Origin of the sequence: Duganella sp. Root198D2, assembly GCF_001428585.1 — a bacterium.
In the GTDB taxonomy this organism is placed as follows: Bacteria; Pseudomonadota; Gammaproteobacteria; order Burkholderiales; family Burkholderiaceae_D; genus Rugamonas.
On sequence record NZ_LMIC01000004.1, the window covers coordinates 169,176 to 184,761 of the forward strand.

Here is a 15,586-nt window from a genome sequence, read left to right on the forward strand (position 1 = left end):
ATTGTTTCCCCTGCAAGGATATCACTATTAGAAGTTTTCCAGAAGTTACGCTTTTTTCGTTGTCGCCTTTTTGACTGGCTTTTTCACCAACGCTTTCAATTCTTCGACCTGCCGGCTTAGTTCCTCCATCCGCTCGATCAAAGCGTTGATGTCCTGCCGCATCGGCACGCCGATCGAGTCCAGCGCCCGGGTTACCCGCTCTTCGAACACTTTTTCCAGTGAATTGACCGTTTCACGCACATGGCCGGCGCGGTCGCCTTCGACAGCCCGGGCCCGTTTTTGCAGGTCGGTAAATGCCCCCAGGCCGGCTTTCCAGATTTCCTGCGCCGATTCGCGTACTGCCTTGGTCAGCCGTTCTTCGCTTTCTTCAAACGATTTCGTCTTCTTCCCCATGGCGGCGGCTCCTGTAATAATTCTGGGGCCATTGTACGGCGCGCACTCTAGAAAGGGGCTTCTAATACGGACTGCAATGCCCGCATGGAACGCATCGCTCGGCTACCGCACGGCCTTGCTGGAAGCGGGTTTGATGGGTGAAACGGATGCCCGGGCGCACGGGCAGGCCTGGCCGGCTAATTGAGATATTGCGGCGCCCGGAACTGCGAATGCAGCCGGAAGCCTTCGCGTATATTCTCCCGCAACACCGCCCCCTTCCACGGCTTGGTATAGAAGCGGTCAATCGCCCCGTGATTGATGGCCGCCATGATCGGCGTCAGGTCGGCATACGCCGACAGCATGATCCTGAAGGTATCCGGCGCCAGGTTCTTGACCCGCTCCATGAACTCCGTACCGGTCATCATCGGCATGCACTGGTCGCACAGGATCACCTGCACCCGGTGGCGCGCCAGCACATCGAAGCCTTCCGCCGCCGTCTGCGCGGTCAGGATCCGGTAGCCGTCCTGCGCCAGGAAGTCGCTCAGCACATCGAGCATGAAGGCGTCGTCATCGACAATCAGCAGGGTTTGCTGGTCGACGATGCTCTCTTCGCTCGGCGTTTGCAGGTGGCGCCCTTCGCGCAGCATCTGCACGAAGTCGGGCTCCGGCAAGGGGCGGCTGAAATAATAGCCCTGCATCTCATCGCAGTCGTGGCGCCGCAGGTAGGACAGCTGCGCGTCCTTTTCCACGCCCTCCGCAATCACCTTCAGCTTCAGGCTGTGCGCCATGTTGATAATCGCCAGCACGATCGCCGCATCATCCGGATTGCTGGTCACCTCGCGCACGAAGGCGATATCGATTTTCAGCTTGTCGATCGGGAAGCGCTTCAGGTAAGCCAGCGAAGAATAGCCGGTGCCGAAATCGTCAATCGAAATCTTCACCCCGAGCGCCTTCAGGTTCTGCAGCACGGTGATGGTTTCTTCTGCATTGGACATCAGCGAGCTTTCGGTCAGCTCCAGTTCCAGCAGTTCCGGCGAGATGTCGTTCTCCTTGATGGCGCGCATCACTTCCTCTTCCAGCCCGCCAACGAAGAACTGGATGCCCGACACGTTGACCGACAGGTGCACCGATCCCACATCGCCCTTGGCCCATTCCGCAATCTTGCGGCAGGACTCATGGATCACCCAGCTGCCAACCCGCACAATCAGCCCCGTTTCTTCCAGCAAGGGGATGAACAGCGCCGGCGACACCATGCCGTGGCCGGGGCGCTCCCAGCGCAGCAGCACCTCGGCGCCGCTAATGCGGCCGGAAGCGATATGCACTTTGGGCTGGTAGAACAGGCGGAATTCACTGTTGTCGATCGCGCGGCGCAGCGCGTTCTCCATGTCCAGCCGCGCCAGCGATTGCGCATTCATCTCCGCCGTGAAGAAGCGGAAGGCATCGCGTCCGGCTTCCTTGGCGCGGTACATTGCCGTATCGGCATACTGGATCAGGGTATCGGGATCGCTGCCATCCTCCGGGAACACGGAAATGCCGATGCTGGCCGTCACCGTCACCTCATGCCCCTTCAAGTCAAAGGGCTGGCGCATCGCGTCGCGGATCTTGTCGACCACCGCAATGGCGTTCTGTGCGCCTTCCGGCAGCATCAGGATCGCGGCGAATTCGTCGCCGCCGAAGCGCCCGATGGTATCGCGCACGCGCAGGCACTCCACCAGCCGGCTGGAAAACTGCCGCAGCAGCTCGTCGCCAATGGTATGGCCCAGCGTGTCGTTGATATTCTTGAAGCGGTCCATGTCGAGGAACAGCACCGCCAGCGCCCAGTTATGCTCGGCCGCCTGCTTCAGCGACAGCGTCAGCGAATCATAGAACTGGCTGCGGTTCGGCAACCCGGTCAGGGTGTCGAAGTGGGCCAGCTTGAGCAGGCGGCGCTCAGCCTCCTTGCGCTCCGTGATATCGCGCGCGACCGCCACCAGGATCCAGTTCTGGCCCGAACGCAGCGTGCGGCGCTGCACTTCCACCGACAGCGGCGAGCCGTCCTTGCACTCTAGCAGCAGCTCGGCCATCGCCCCGCTCTGGTCGCCCGCCAGCAGCTTGTCGTACAGGTCCTGCAACGGCTGCAGGCCAGGCTCGCGCTCCGGCCCCACTTTCAGGAATTCCTCGCGCGCGAAACCCAGCATGCGGCAGGCCGTGACGTTGACGTCGATGAAGCAGGAATTGGCGCGGTCGACCAGGAAGATCGCGTCTGCCGTTGCATCCATCGCCAGCCGGAAGCGGCGCAAATCTTCGTCGAGCCGGATGCGCGCATTCATGTCCAGCTGCAGCTGGGCGTGGTGGCGGCTGATTTCCTCGTACAGCAGCAGGTTTTCGTAGGCGACCGAAATCTGCGCCGCCACCGTCACCGCCACCCGCTCATCGACTTCATTGAATTCCTCGGCGCCCAGTTTGTCCACCAGGTACAGCCAGCCGTGCACGCGCTCGCGCGAAGCGATCGGCACGCCCAGGAAGGAATGCACCGGCGGGTGCCCGACCGGCAGGCCGATTTCGCGCGGGTCGCCGCCCAGGCGGCTCATGCGCACCGGCTGGCGCTGCTGCAACAGGCTGTCCAGGATGCCGGCGCGCGGCCGGGCCGCCACCACCCTGGCATGCTCGCCCACGCCGCAGGTCGCGAAATAGCTGGTTTCCTGCGCATCCTGTTCCAGCACGCCGATGCAGGCAAAACGCGACACGCAGATATTCTGCGCCACGCGCACCCCGATTTCGATCAGTCCCTGGGCATCGCGTTCGGCGCCAAGTTCGATGCCCAGCTCGATCAGCGCCGTCAGGCGCAGGCTGACGGCCTGCAGGCTGGAGAGCGAGCGCGACAGCCGCTCCGTCATCTGGCTCAGGTGTTCCGGCTCCTCATGCCCCTCGCCATTGTTGGCAATGCGCCTAATGTGCTGGCTGCTCGACTCCAGCTCATCGATGTATTCGGCGACCTTGTGCTCGATATCGAACAGGCGCCCCTGGTCGGGCGGCTCGGGCGCGAACGCCGGCAACGCATCGCCCTGCTCCACCATCCCCAGCGCCTGGTGCACCGTCTTCAGGATCACGTCCGGGTCGGACGGCTTGGGCAGCACCCAGCGCACGCCGCAGGCTTCGGCCACTGCCATGGCTTCGCGTTCGCGGTAGGTCGCGGTATAGAAAATGATCGGTACGTCCGCCAGCTCCGGCTTGCTGCGGATGCGGTTGACGAATTCATAGCCATCCATGTTCGGCATCAGGATGTCGGAAATGACCAGGTCCGGCCGTTCCGCCTCCATCACCTTCAGGCCCTCCATGCCGCTGGCCGCTTCCAGCAGCCGGTGGCCGCTGTAGCCGAGCAACGTCATCAGGAATTCGCGGTTCAGCACATGGTCGTCGACGATCAGGATCGTCGCGATGTCGTTCTCATCCCGGGGCGACATCTCCCCCGGTAAAAAAGACTCGATTTGCGTAACAAAGGTATCGGGTTCGATCGGTTTGCCGATATAGCCGTCAAACCCGGCAGCCAGCAGTTTTTCACGGTCGCCGACCATCGCCAGTGCGGTCACGGCCAGCGCGGGGATATCTTTCAGGTTGGGGTCTTGCTTCAGTTGCGCCACCACGCCGTAGCCATCGAGCTTGGGCAGGTGCACGTCGCAGATGATCAGGTCGGGTACTTCGCGGCGCGCCACCTCCACGCCTTCCTCGCCGTTGTGGGCCAGGAGCGGCTGGTAGCCGAAGGCGCGGAGCAGGTACACCATCAGCTCCATATTCGTAGGGTTATCTTCGATAATCAGGATGCGTGCTGACATTGGTACTCCTGTCAATGTATCGCCTCTAGTATCCGCTATTCCAGCGGCAAAGTGAGCACAAATATGCTGCCGTTGCCCGGTTTGTCGAAATGCCGTATCGATCCGTTCAGCAGCGCCGCCAATTTCTGGCTCAGGCGAATGCCCAGTTGCTGCATGATGTCTTCCGTGATCCCGACCCCGGTATCGCTGACACTGACTTGCACAACAGCCTTGCCCTCTGCCACGCTGCGTTCCAGCGCGATACTGACCTCGCCCCGTTCGGTAAATTTGATCGCGTTATTCAGCAGGTTGCCCAGGATTTGCTGCAAGGCGCGGCGGTCGGTGCGCAGCATCAGCGCCTGCGCCGGCGCGCGCAAATGCAGCACCAGCCCTTTCTGCCTGGCCTGCGGCCGCAGCGCCAGCACCAGTTCTTCGACGATGGCGCGGCAATTCAGCGGCTCGCGATGCAGCTCCACCTTGCCCGATCCGATCTTGGCAAAGTCCAGCAAATCGTTGATCAGGGAAAGCAGGTGGCGGGCACTGGCTTGCACGGTACGCAGTTGCTTGTCCTGGTCCGCGTTCAGGGGGCCCGGCAGCTGCATCAGCAAGGTGCCGGTAAAGCCGATGATGGCATTCAGCGGCGTGCGCAGCTCATGCGACATGCCGCCCAGGAAGCGCTCCTTGGCCTGGCTGGCTTTCGCCAGCTCGCTGATATCGCGTACGGAATGCACTTGCAGCTGGCGGTCGCCGTCACGCAGCTGGCTGCTGCGCAGGTCGGCCGGGAACCTGTCGCCGCCCTTGCGTACCCCGCAGGCCTCCGGCACTTTGGGCAGCAGGGTTTCGATGGCCATGCCGCGCAGTTCCCCCGGCAGGTAGTCGAACAGCTCTTCCGCGCGGCAGTTGGCCAGCACGATGCGGCCACTTGCATTGGCCACCAGGATGGCATCCGGCATGGATTCAAGCAGGCCGCCGAGATGCTCGCCGGCCGCCAAGGTGTCTTCGATCTTGCCGTAGTCTGTCGCCATCGTCCCGCTTTCTGATTGAAACCTACTCGGATCAAAAATTGCAGCGTTTCTTGCTTGGCCTCAAGACAGTCTAAGTGATACCTAAAATCTCCGCAAGAATGTGACTCGCAATGGCGGGATGGCGGCCCATGCCGACGTGGCCGATGCCATGCAAGGCGATATTGCGGGCACCAGGCAGATGGCAGGAATCCTGCGGCGCGATGATGTTGTCGTGCCAGGAGTAGATGGACGTGAAGAGCCCGCGCTGCCCGCGGTCGGCGGCATCGAGCTGCGCCAGCCATTCCGCATCGCGCCGCATCTGGCGCGCATTGTGGCCCGGCCCCATATGCGCCAGGTCGGTGCCATGGTGCGGCGTGGCCAGCGTGATGATGCGCGCCACGCGCCCCGCGCCAAAGCGGCGCAGCCAGGCGCGTGCCACCAGCCCGCCCATGCTGTGCGCCACGATGACGACTTTTTCGCTGCGGCTGGCGGCAAGCAGCGCCTGCACACCCTGCTCCAGCTGCAAGGCAAAGTCCTCGATATCGCCGAACACCGGCTCCAGGTCCACGGTAGCGTGGCTGTAGCCGCGCTGCTCCAGCTGGCCGGCAAGGTGGACCCAGAAGCCGCCGTTGGCGCCGTAACCGTGCACCAGCAGCACCGGCAAGCCGCGCGGCGCACTTGCAATATGCATGCGCGGCCGGTGGCGCAGCATATGCCAGGACGTCACCGCCATGGTGGACGCATACTCGTGAAAGAATAGCTGCGCGCGTTGCAGCATGCCGATTTGCGCGTGCTCCGGCACCGGCCGCAAGGTCATGCGGAAATTGTTGGCGGTGATCGCCAAGCGTACCAACAGTACAACGATCACCGCCAGCAGCAGTGCGACGTCGGCAGGAACCACGCGCGACAGCCCCCACGCGATGCCGCCCGCAACGGCCACCTGCATGGCCATGATCATCAGCAGCATGCGTTTTACCATTGGTCAGGCCTGGCGTGACAGGCGCTCGGCCAGGCCGCTTGCCAGGCGGGCCGTGACGCCGTAAATCGACAACTGCGGGTTGGCGCCGATCGAAGTCGGGAACAGCGAGCCGTCATGCACCGACAGGTTGGCGATGCCGCGATACAGGCCGTCCGGCGCCACGACGCCGCTGGCGGCATCGCCCGTCATGGCGCAGCCGCCCATCACGTGGGCCGACACCACGCGCGTCAACAGTTTTTGCATCGGCAGTGCGGCGATGGACCGGCGCGCCTCGTCCCAGTTCCTGTACGGCTGCGCCACCAGTTCGTGCACCGGGCTCACGCCGTCGGCGCCGGCGGCGAACTGGATTTCCGCCATCGTCAGCAGGGCGCGGCGGGCGCCTTCCCAGAAATAAGGGGTCAAGGGGTAATCCAGTTGCGGCGAGCCGTCGCTGCGCAGCGTGACGCGGCCGCCGGCGGCATCCTGGTGGAAGCCGTCGCGCAGCAGCGCCAGCATGCCTTGCACATGGGCGAAGCGCTTCATCAGCTTGGCATGGGCCGCGCCGTAGGCCGACAGCGTGGTGGCGCCAAGCACCGGATGCAGCGGAGCGACTTCCAGCTTGTAGCCCATCGGGCCGTCGAGCGCTTGCGTGTGCAGGAAGTGGTCGGAATACACGGTCTGTGGCGCACCGCTGAAAGCCTCCACTGCCTGCGGGTAAAGGCCCATCGAGATCACCACCGGGTGCAGGAAGGTGCGCTGGCCAAGCAGCTGGTGCGGATCGGGCGCGCCGGAGCGCAGCAGCAGCGCCGGCGAATTGATCGCGCCGCCCGCCACCACGAAGTGGCGCGCCTTGAGCGTGATTTTGCGCCCGGTCGGCTCCATGCCGTCGGCGGTCAGCGCCACGCATTCCAGCGCCGTGGCCTGCCCGCCGGCCAGCGTGAAGCGCTCGGCGCGGGCGCGCGTCAGCAGCACCGCGCCCTGTTCCAGCGCCGACGGAATGGTAGTCACCAGCATCGACTGCTTGGCGTTGGTCGGGCAGCCCATGCCGCAGTAGCCCAGGTTCCAGCAGCCGTTGACGTTGCGGCGGATCAGGGCGGTCTTGATGCCCAGCTTTTCGGCGCCGCTGCGCAGCAGGTCGTTGTTGGCGTTCGGCGGCGTCGGCCAGTCGTTGATGTGCAGGCGCTCTTCCATCTTCTGGAACCACGGCGCCATCTGTTCCACGCCGTAGTCGCGCAGCCCGTATTGCGACTGCCACCAGGCCAGCGTGTCGGCCGGGGTGCGGAAGCTGGAGGTCCAGTTGACCACCGTGGTGCCGCCCACGGTGCGGCCTTGCAGGATGTTGATCGCCTTGTCGGCGGTCTTGCGGGCGGCCGAATCCTGGTACAGCGAAGGATAGGCGTCGGCCTCGCGCATCTTGAAATCCTTCGACGATTTCAGCGCGCCCTCTTCCACCATCAGCACTTTCAGGCCGGCCTGCGCCAGGATTTCGGCCGTCACGCCGCCGCCGGCGCCGGTGCCGACCACCACTACGTCGGCATCGAAGCTGCGGTCCTGCTGCAAAGCGGAAGCGTCGATGACTTGCCAGCCGGCGGCGATGCCGGCCTGGATCGGATCCGGGATCGGGCTGCTCATGCGCTCAGCTCCTTCATCGGGCCGGAGTAGGCGATCGCCGCCCAGCTTGAAGGCTCGGCATACCAGCCGCCAAGCACCAGGTCATGCAGGCCGTGGTAAGCCGTCTGCAGCATCTCGGTACGGTGGGTGCGCCAGCTTTGCAGGAAGGCCGCCAGCTGCTCCGGTGTCGCCTCCGGCCAGGCCGGCACACCGGCCAGCAGGCGGCGCGTGGGCGCCATGGAGAGCAGGCCAAACAGGTCGCTGATCTCTTTTTGTACCCGCAGCGGCAGGCCGTTGACGGCCGCACCGACACGATCGATACCGGCCTCCAGCGCGGCCGCATCGGGGGTAAAGCCAATAATGGCCGGAAGCAGGACGGCCAGCATGGCGCGGCCCTCGGCGTCGAGCGCGAAACGCTGCGCCGGCGCCGGGCGCAATTGCCGGTACACCGCCCCGCCCGCGACGAGCGCCAGGCCGCCCAGCAGCCCAGCTTTCAAAAATGATCTGCGTTGCATTTAGTCCCCTGTTAATAGTTATACGGGGATTCTAAGGACGCCGCCGCGCCCCGACTAGAGAAAGGACTCTAATCCTTGCGGCTGCGGGCCTGCACCTGGCGCGCAATGCCGCGCAGGATGTTGACCTCTTCCGTTTCCAGGCCGGCGCGCGCAAACATGCGCTTCAGGCGCGGCATCAGCTTGCGCGGGTTGCTGGCATCGAGGAATCCAACCTCGACCAGCGCCTGTTCCAGGTGCTCATACATGCCCTCGATCTGCGTCGCGCTGGCCGCTTCACCCTGGAAACCGACCGGGCTGGCCGCGCGCTGGCCATCCAGCGCCGCCATGCGGCACTCGTACACCAGCACCTGGGCCGCCTGCGCCAGGTTCAGGGACGAATAATCGGGATTGGCCGGAATATTCACCAGCACATTGCAAGGTTCGACGATCTCGTTGGGCAGGCCGAAGCGCTCATTGCCGAAGATCAGGGCCGCGCGCAACTCGGCGCCGGCCGCCAGTTGCCCGGCGAATTCGCGCGGCGTCACCACCGGCGGCGAAAACTCGCGCAGCCGCGCCGACACGGCTGCCGTGAAATTGATGCCATCCAGCGCTGCGGCCATGCTGCCCACGATGCGCGCCGCGGCCAGGATGTCCTGCGCGCCGGAGGCAAAGGCCACCGCTTCCTCGTGTTGGCAGGCCCCTGCGAAGCGCGGATTGACCAGCACCAGGTCGGAAAACCCCATGGTTTTCATAGCGCGCGCCACCGATCCGATATTGCCCGGACGGCTGGTTTCCACCAAAACGACACGGAGGCGGTGGAAGGCGGAGGATGCGGTTTCGGTCTGCTTCATTTACAATAGCGGGATTCTGCGTTGGGCCGCATTTTACCTTGCCCGCACAACGCGCCGCTCTTTTTCAATCTTGTCATCATTTCCGCTGCCGGATGCGCGAAGCGTTTCCGTGGGCGGCAATGTCTATTTTACGGAAGCTAGTATGCACCCAATGCTGAATACGGCCATCAAGGCCGCGCGCCGTGGCGCCGCTGTGATCAACCGCGCATCGTTTGACCTGGATCGCGTCAACGTAACTGAAAAACAACACAATGACTTCGTCACTGATGTTGACCAGGCCGCCGAACAGGCCATTATCGAAGTGCTGCTGAAAGCCTACCCTGGCCATGCCATCTTCGCCGAAGAGTCCGGCATCACCGGCACCGTAAATGACGAGAGCGAATACGTGTGGATCATCGATCCACTGGACGGCACCACCAACTTCATGCACGGCTTCCCACAGTACTGCATCTCCATCGCCCTGCAGCAAAAAGGCGTGGTGACCCAGGCTGTGATCTACGACCCGGTACGCAACGACCTGTTTACCGCCTCCAAGGGCGCCGGCGCCTACCTCAACGAAAAGCGCATCCGCGTCAACAAACTCGACCGCATCAGCGGCGCCCTGCTCGCTTCCGGCTACAAGCCGGGCAGCCCGGCCGCCATTGCGGAATTCGCCAAGATGTTCACCATCATGGCTGAGCGCTCGCACGGCATCCGCCGTGCCGGTTCCGCTGCCCTGGACCTGGCTTACGTCGCTTGCGGCCGCCTCGATGGCTACTACGAGAAAAACCTGAAACCATGGGACATCGCGGCCGGCGCCCTGCTGGTCACCGAAGCCGGCGGCATCGCGGGCGAGTTCAACGGCGAATCCAACTATATGAACAGCGGCCACATCATTGCGGCCTCGCCAAAAGTGTTCGGCCAGATGGTTGGCTTGCTGGCAGAGTTTGCATAAAAACTAGCCCAAAATCGCCACACAATGGGGCCCTGCGGGGCCTCTTTTGTTATTGCTGTGCGTCAACGAATCTGACTTACTGTTATACTCCGTACAGCGCCGACGTTTCCGTATGGCAATAATTTCCACATAATTTATATAATAATCACACTATGTCTTTTTCCGATCTCGGCTTGTCCGATGCCATCGTGCGCGCGGTCGCCGAAACCGGCTATACAGCCCCTACCCCGATCCAGAGCCAGGCGATTCCAGCCGTGCTGAACGGCGGCGACCTGCTGGCAGGCGCCCAGACCGGCACCGGCAAGACCGCCGGCTTTACGCTGCCGATCCTGCATCGCCTGTCCACCGACGCCTTCGGCAGCAAGCTGGCGAACAATACCTCGCCGCGCCCGATCCGCGCCCTGATCCTGACCCCGACCCGCGAGCTGGCGGCCCAGGTTGAAGAAAGCGTCAAGACCTACGGCAAGTACACCAAGCTGAATTCGGCCGTGATCTTTGGCGGCGTCAGCATCAACCCGCAGATCAAGCTGCTCAAGCACGGCGTCGACATCCTGGTTGCCACCCCGGGCCGCCTGCTGGACCACATGGGCCAGGGCACCGTCAACCTGGACAAGGTGGAAATCCTGATCCTGGACGAAGCCGACCGCATGCTGGACATGGGCTTCATCCGCGACATCCGCAAAGTCCTGGCCGCCCTGCCGCCGAAGCGCCAGAACCTGCTGTTCTCGGCCACCTTCTCCGACGAGATCAAGGCGCTGGCCGACGGCCTGCTGGACCAGCCGAAAACCATCGAAGTGGCACGCCGCAATTCGACGGTGGAAATCATTTCGCAGAAAATCCACCCGGTCGACCGCGACAAGAAGCACCCGATGCTGTCGCACCTGATCCGCACCCACGCCTGGACGCAGGTGCTGGTGTTTACCCGCACCAAGCACGGCGCCAACAAGCTGGTCGAACAGCTGGGGCGCGATGGCGTGAAAGCCATGGCGATCCACGGCAACAAGAGCCAGACCGCGCGTACCCGTGCGCTGGCCGAGTTCAAGGATGGCACGCTGCAGTGCCTGGTCGCCACCGATATCGCCGCGCGCGGCATCGACATCGACCAGCTGCCGCACGTGGTCAACTACGACCTGCCGAATGTACCGGAAGATTATGTGCACCGTATCGGCCGCACCGGCCGCGCCGGCGCCAAGGGCGAAGCCGTGTCGCTGGTGTGCGTCGATGAACACAGCATGCTGCGTGACATCGAGCGCCTGATCAAGCAAACGCTGCCGCGCGAAGTGATCGAAGGCTTCGAACCGGATCCGAATGCCAAGGCACAGCCGATCCAGTTGCGCAGCGGCGTCGGCCACCACCAGAACCGCCCGCCGCGCGCCGGTGGCGGTGGCGGTAACGGCAACGGCGGCGGCAACCGCGGCCAGAACGGCCAGGGCAAGCCACGTGTCGCCGCCAACGGCAACGGCAGCGCCCCGCGCGGCGCCGCTCCAGCCGGCATCCGTCGCGACGCCCGTCCAGGCAGCAGCCCAAGCGGTTCCCGCCCATCCAACGCCCCGCGCAACCGCCCACCACGTTAAATGTCCGTCTTGGGGTCAGGAACGGAAGTGGACATTCCGAGAAAAAATGTCCACTTCTGTTCCTGACCCCATGGTGGACATTTATAATCTGCGGCATGCCTAAGTTCGCTGCCAACCTGTCCATGCTGTTCACCGAAGCGCCGTTCATCGAGCGCTTCGGGCTGGCGCATGCGGCGGGTTTCAAGGGCGTGGAATTCCTTTTCCCTTACGCCTTCGATTCCGACGAGATCAGGCAACGCTTGCAGCGCCACCAGCTGCAACTGGTGCTGCACAACCTGCCGCCGGGCGACTGGCAGGCGGGCGAACGCGGCATGGCTTGCGATCCACGCCGTTTCGAGGAATTCCAGGACAGCGTCGGCATGGCACTCGAATACGCCCGGGAGCTGGGCACGCCGCGCGTGCATTGCATGGCCGGCATCCTGCCCGGCGGACTGGCGCCCGAACGTGCGCGCGAGGCGTATATCCGTTCCCTGCAATACGCTGCCGACCAGTTCGCACCGCACGGCATTGAGGTGTTGATCGAGCCGATCAACCACTTCGATATTCCCGGCTACTTCCTGAACCATAGCCGGCAGGCGCTCGACATCATCGCCGACGCCGCGCGCCCGAACCTGTTCCTGCAGTACGACATCTACCACATGCAGCGCATGGAGGGCGAACTGGCCAACACCATCCGCGCCTGCCTGCCCAATATCCGCCACCTGCAGCTGGCCGACACGCCGGGCCGCCATGAACCGGGCACCGGTGAAATCAACTACCCTTTCCTGTTCGACCTGCTTGACGAACTGGGCTACCGGGGCTGGATCGGCTGCGAATACGTGCCGAGCGCGCGTACCGAAGACAGCCTGGCCTGGCTCGAACCGCACCTTCGCGCCTGACCTTTGCGCTGGCGCAAACGCGCCGCCAGCGCCGAGGTGCAAGATGGTCTCTGCCGCCCGAGGAGACCCATCATGAAACGCTGCCTGTGCATTCTGTTGTGCCTGCTTCTGGCGGCCTGCGCCAGCAATCCGCGCCTGCAGGAAGTGCGCGCCCTCGCCGCTGACGCGCCCAAGCTGGCGGGATTCAACGACCTCAGCCAACGCTTCCGCGACACTTACCAGCGCGAGCAGCCTTACCTTGGCGCCGCGGCCATCCAGCGCGAAGAGGCGCTCGACCGCAAGCGCCGCGACGCCTATCCCGATTTCATCGCCCTGCATACTGCGGCCACCACCTACCTGCGGGCGCTTGGCGCGCTGGCCGGTGGCGACACTTTCCAGTACGGCGACCAGGTCAAGCAAATGTCCGCCAGCATCAAGGCCTGGCCCGATACCGGCCTGAGCGACCGCCACGTCAACGCCTACTCGGGCCTGCTGCGCCTGCTGCTGCGCGCCGCCACCGCCCGCGCGCAGGACCAGGCCGTGCAAGCCATGCTGCGCGAAGGCTATGAGCCGCTGCAAGGCACGCTGGATGCGATGGACACCCTGCTGCGCTACTTCAATAAGAACCACGACAACGAGCAGCGCATCGTGCTCGGCATGCTGGAAGTGGAAATCCCCTACGCCGAGGCGCCGCGCGACCGCCTGCTGGCGGCACTGGCGCGCTCGCACCAGCAGGAGAAGTCGAAGGAATACCGCCTGCTCGGCCTGCGCCACACGCTGGCCTCGCAAAACATCGAGGCCATCCGCGAACGCCATGCGGCCCTGTATCGCGGCCTCGATCCGCTGCCGGCCGCCGCCATCCCATCCGCCATCGCCAAAGGAGCCCAGCCATGAGCCTTACTGCCGCCCTGCCGCACGACCTGGAAACGCTGGCCGACAGCCTGTCCGCCAGCGCCGACGAACTGCACGAGCGCATCATGCGCGGCATCCGCCAGCAGCAGCGGCTGGAGGGCGGCAATGGCGGCGCCGCGCCGCTCACGCAGGGCGCCGCCCAGGCCCTGTTCGAAAATGAAGTCGCGCTGCGCCAGCAAGCCAATAGCCTGTATGTCGACGCCGCCAGCCACTCGCTGGAAGGGATGGGCGTCACCTTGCCCGAGCTGCTGCGCCTGGCCGCCGAAACGCGCGCAACCATCCGCCGCATCGAGCGCGTCAAGGAGCTGGCCGGCATCAGCGCCGACTTGCTGGCCGTGGCAGCGGCGATTGCCGCGGCGCGCCCGGAACACTTGCTGGCGCCGCTGGAAAGCCTGAAAAAACAGCTCGCCGCACGGCATGCACGCGAGAGTGCGTAAATAACGCAGCAGGCATACAATGGTCTTCCGAACAATGAATTCGTGGAGACCGCCATGGGCCTGTCGCCGGATCAGCTTGCATCATTGCAAGCCGCGCTGGAGCAACGCAAGCTAGCACTTTTGCAGCAGCTTGCCGGCCGCATGGACGGCGAGCTGGCGCGTGTTCCGGCGGTCGAGGAAATCGAAACCTCGCCGGCAGACAGCGCCAGCAATCGCACCCTGAACCAGCTCGAACTGGAAGCCGACGAGCACAAACAGGCACAGCTCAGCAGTATTCGCCACGCCCTGGCCAAGATCGACGAAGGCAGCTACGGCCTGTGCGACAACTGCGGCAACGAGATCCCCTTCTCGCGCCTGAATGCGCGGCCCGAAGCGCCGCTGTGCATCGCCTGCCAGACGCGGCTGGAGAAAGCGACGGCGGCCCTGCGCTGAGAGCAAGCCATGGCCTACAAAACTATCCTGGTGCATGTTGACGATGCGCCCCACAGCGCAGCGCGCATCCTGCTGGCGGCCGAACTCGCGCTGCAGGAAGGGGCGCATGTGGTGGGCGTCGCCACCACCGGCATTTCGCGCTTCCTGTACCAGAACGAAACGGTGGACGACAACGACCCCAACCTGGCGCGCCACCTCGCCATCCTGCGCGAGCGCGCCAGCCATGCGCTGGCCGAATTCGCACCGCGCCTGCAGAAGCTGGGCGTGCAATCGTTCGAACAGCGCATCCTCGACGACGAAGCGGCCACCGGCCTGAGCCTGATGGCGCGCCATGCCGACCTGGTGATTCTCGGCCAGCTGGCGCCAAACGGGCGCGGCCCCGACGTGCCGGCCGAAGTCCTGGCCGGCAGCGGCAAGCCGGTACTGGTGCTGCCATTTGCCGCGCGCACCTCGTCTGCCATTGCCGTCACCAGCGACGGCGTGGCCAGCCCGGGCGGCCCGGCGCCGGCGCGCCACATCCTGGTCGCCTGGAATGCCAGCCGCGAAGCGGGCCGCGCGCTACAGGATGCGCTGCCGCTGCTGCGCCGCGCCGACAGCGTCACCGTGGCCATCTACGACGCCGATGCGCGGCCCGGCGTGTTCGGCGATCCGCCCGGCACCGACGTGCTGGCCTGGCTCGAGCGGCACGGCGTGCTGGCGAAACTGGTCCTGGGACAAAGCGAGCGCCACGGCCTGCTGAAGCGTCCCGGCAACGTCGGCGAACAATTGCTGGCCCTGGCAAGCGAGCGCGATTGCGATTTACTGGTGATGGGGGCGTACGGCCATTCGCGTTTCCGTGAAACGCTGTTGGGCGGCGTTACGCGCAGCGTGCTTGACACGATGACGCTGCCGCTGCTGATGTCGCATTGAACGCGCCGTCAGCCGCCGGACAGCCAGGCCTGGTTGCGGATCTTGGCCACCTGGCGCAAGGCCAGCCACTTCCAGATCTGCAGCGCATCTTCCTGCTTGCAGCTCATATGGCGCGGCGTGGCGAGGGCAAGCTCGCAATCGCGGTCCGACCACTCTTCGTAGCGCACACCGCCGTCCTGGCCGACCTCGACCTGGTACATCAAGCCATCGTCGTAGCCGAACTTCAGGGTGGCGCTGCCGGGAATGCCGTCGGGGCCGTGGATCTTGCCGCCGTACACGTCCGACAGTGCCGCCACCAGTTGGGCTTCGGTCGGCGCCGAAACATCGCGCCGGTCCGGCCGCGAAAGTACTACCCATGCCTGTGTCATTGGCCCTCTCCCCCTCAGAACAAAAGCGCTAGCTCTTGTGGCAGATGATGTACTGGACGGCACGGCGTGGTCATGATCCACG

The 15,586-nt window shown here is 64.4% G+C and carries 15 protein-coding genes; 7 read left to right on the forward strand and 8 right to left on the reverse strand.

The genetic code is table 11. From position 1 onward, the window contains the following. Positions 1-45 precede the first annotated feature (45 nt). From ASE26_RS06980 to ASE26_RS07010, 7 genes are all read right to left on the reverse strand, one after another. A complete protein-coding gene (locus tag ASE26_RS06980) occupies positions 46-393 on the reverse strand; it encodes a phasin family protein (RefSeq protein ID WP_055934834.1) in 348 nt (115 codons plus the stop codon). 176 nt (positions 394-569) lie between these two features. Further along, complete coding sequence (locus ASE26_RS06985; protein ID WP_055934837.1) at positions 570-4,184, reverse strand: EAL domain-containing protein; 3,615 nt, start codon at positions 4,182-4,184, stop codon at positions 570-572. A gap of 35 nt (positions 4,185-4,219) precedes the next feature. Next, positions 4,220-5,188, reverse strand: a complete 969-nt coding sequence (locus ASE26_RS06990) for a PAS domain-containing sensor histidine kinase (RefSeq protein ID WP_055934840.1) — start codon at positions 5,186-5,188, stop codon at positions 4,220-4,222. 70 nt (positions 5,189-5,258) lie between these two features. Next, on the reverse strand, positions 5,259-6,134 hold the full coding sequence (locus ASE26_RS06995) for a triacylglycerol lipase (protein ID WP_229207238.1): 876 nt from the start codon (positions 6,132-6,134) through the stop codon (positions 5,259-5,261). Positions 6,135-6,149: 15 nt separating this feature from the next. Next, positions 6,150-7,757, reverse strand: coding sequence for a GMC family oxidoreductase (locus ASE26_RS07000; protein WP_055934845.1), 1,608 nt, complete (start codon positions 7,755-7,757; stop codon positions 6,150-6,152). Continuing rightward, the gene (locus tag ASE26_RS07005; RefSeq protein WP_057245837.1) at positions 7,754-8,251 is read right to left on the reverse strand and encodes a hypothetical protein; all 498 of its coding nucleotides are present in this window, start codon (positions 8,249-8,251) and stop codon (positions 7,754-7,756) included. Before ASE26_RS07005 ends, ASE26_RS07000 begins: the two co-directional genes overlap by 4 nt. A 68-nt stretch (positions 8,252-8,319) precedes the next feature. Further along, complete coding sequence (locus ASE26_RS07010; protein ID WP_057245839.1) at positions 8,320-9,081, reverse strand: RNA methyltransferase; 762 nt, start codon at positions 9,079-9,081, stop codon at positions 8,320-8,322. 151 nt (positions 9,082-9,232) lie between these two features. Between ASE26_RS07010 and ASE26_RS07015 the strand changes: the two genes are divergently transcribed. The 7 genes from ASE26_RS07015 (at position 9,233) to ASE26_RS07045 (ending at position 15,136) form a co-directional block, all read left to right on the forward strand. Next, positions 9,233-10,015, forward strand: a complete 783-nt coding sequence (locus ASE26_RS07015; RefSeq protein ID WP_055934854.1) for an inositol monophosphatase family protein — start codon at positions 9,233-9,235, stop codon at positions 10,013-10,015. 152 nt (positions 10,016-10,167) lie between these two features. Beyond that, positions 10,168-11,589 carry a DEAD/DEAH box helicase gene (locus ASE26_RS07020; protein ID WP_082507484.1) on the forward strand — a complete coding sequence of 474 codons (1,422 nt, stop codon included), beginning with the start codon at positions 10,168-10,170 and terminating at the stop codon, positions 11,587-11,589. A 95-nt stretch (positions 11,590-11,684) separates the two neighbouring features. Further along, the gene (gene otnI / locus ASE26_RS07025; RefSeq protein WP_055934856.1) at positions 11,685-12,467 is read left to right on the forward strand and encodes a 2-oxo-tetronate isomerase; all 783 of its coding nucleotides are present in this window, start codon (positions 11,685-11,687) and stop codon (positions 12,465-12,467) included. A 72-nt stretch (positions 12,468-12,539) separates the two neighbouring features. After that, positions 12,540-13,340 (forward strand): hypothetical protein, encoded by an 801-nt coding sequence (locus ASE26_RS07030; RefSeq protein ID WP_057245841.1) that lies wholly within the window; start codon positions 12,540-12,542, stop codon positions 13,338-13,340. Continuing rightward, positions 13,337-13,795 carry a hypothetical protein gene (locus ASE26_RS07035; protein ID WP_055934862.1) on the forward strand — a complete coding sequence of 153 codons (459 nt, stop codon included), beginning with the start codon at positions 13,337-13,339 and terminating at the stop codon, positions 13,793-13,795. The genes ASE26_RS07030 and ASE26_RS07035 overlap by 4 nt, the downstream gene beginning before the upstream one ends. Before the next feature lie 54 nt (positions 13,796-13,849). Then, positions 13,850-14,227, forward strand: a complete 378-nt coding sequence (locus tag ASE26_RS07040) for a TraR/DksA family transcriptional regulator (protein WP_055934865.1) — start codon at positions 13,850-13,852, stop codon at positions 14,225-14,227. A 9-nt stretch (positions 14,228-14,236) separates the two neighbouring features. Beyond that, a complete protein-coding gene (locus ASE26_RS07045; RefSeq protein WP_055934868.1) occupies positions 14,237-15,136 on the forward strand; it encodes a universal stress protein in 900 nt (299 codons plus the stop codon). An 8-nt stretch (positions 15,137-15,144) separates the two neighbouring features. Here ASE26_RS07045 and ASE26_RS07050 read toward each other — a convergent pair whose 3' ends face one another. Beyond that, positions 15,145-15,504: a hypothetical protein gene (locus tag ASE26_RS07050; protein WP_055934871.1), complete on the reverse strand. Its 360-nt coding sequence runs from the start codon at positions 15,502-15,504 to the stop codon at positions 15,145-15,147. Between the last annotated feature and the right edge of the window lie 82 nt (positions 15,505-15,586).

What these genes read in the sequence shown, in the direction of transcription:
- ASE26_RS06980 (WP_055934834.1), bottom strand. Translation starts at nt 393, where the DNA reads ATGGGGAAGAAGACGAAATCGTTTGAAGAAAGCGAAGAACGGCTGACC.
- ASE26_RS06985 (WP_055934837.1), bottom strand. Translation starts at nt 4,184, where the DNA reads ATGTCAGCACGCATCCTGATTATCGAAGATAACCCTACGAATATGGAG.
- ASE26_RS06990 (WP_055934840.1), bottom strand. Translation starts at nt 5,188, where the DNA reads ATGGCGACAGACTACGGCAAGATCGAAGACACCTTGGCGGCCGGCGAG.
- ASE26_RS06995 (WP_229207238.1), bottom strand. Translation starts at nt 6,134, where the DNA reads ATGCTGCTGATGATCATGGCCATGCAGGTGGCCGTTGCGGGCGGCATC.
- ASE26_RS07000 (WP_055934845.1), bottom strand. Translation starts at nt 7,757, where the DNA reads ATGAGCAGCCCGATCCCGGATCCGATCCAGGCCGGCATCGCCGCCGGC.
- ASE26_RS07005 (WP_057245837.1), bottom strand. Translation starts at nt 8,251, where the DNA reads ATGCAACGCAGATCATTTTTGAAAGCTGGGCTGCTGGGCGGCCTGGCG.
- ASE26_RS07010 (WP_057245839.1), bottom strand. Translation starts at nt 9,081, where the DNA reads ATGAAGCAGACCGAAACCGCATCCTCCGCCTTCCACCGCCTCCGTGTC.
- ASE26_RS07015 (WP_055934854.1), top strand. Translation starts at nt 9,233, where the DNA reads ATGCTGAATACGGCCATCAAGGCCGCGCGCCGTGGCGCCGCTGTGATC.
- ASE26_RS07020 (WP_082507484.1), top strand. Translation starts at nt 10,168, where the DNA reads ATGTCTTTTTCCGATCTCGGCTTGTCCGATGCCATCGTGCGCGCGGTC.
- otnI (WP_055934856.1), top strand. Translation starts at nt 11,685, where the DNA reads ATGCCTAAGTTCGCTGCCAACCTGTCCATGCTGTTCACCGAAGCGCCG.
- ASE26_RS07030 (WP_057245841.1), top strand. Translation starts at nt 12,540, where the DNA reads ATGAAACGCTGCCTGTGCATTCTGTTGTGCCTGCTTCTGGCGGCCTGC.
- ASE26_RS07035 (WP_055934862.1), top strand. Translation starts at nt 13,337, where the DNA reads ATGAGCCTTACTGCCGCCCTGCCGCACGACCTGGAAACGCTGGCCGAC.
- ASE26_RS07040 (WP_055934865.1), top strand. Translation starts at nt 13,850, where the DNA reads ATGGGCCTGTCGCCGGATCAGCTTGCATCATTGCAAGCCGCGCTGGAG.
- ASE26_RS07045 (WP_055934868.1), top strand. Translation starts at nt 14,237, where the DNA reads ATGGCCTACAAAACTATCCTGGTGCATGTTGACGATGCGCCCCACAGC.
- ASE26_RS07050 (WP_055934871.1), bottom strand. Translation starts at nt 15,504, where the DNA reads ATGACACAGGCATGGGTAGTACTTTCGCGGCCGGACCGGCGCGATGTT.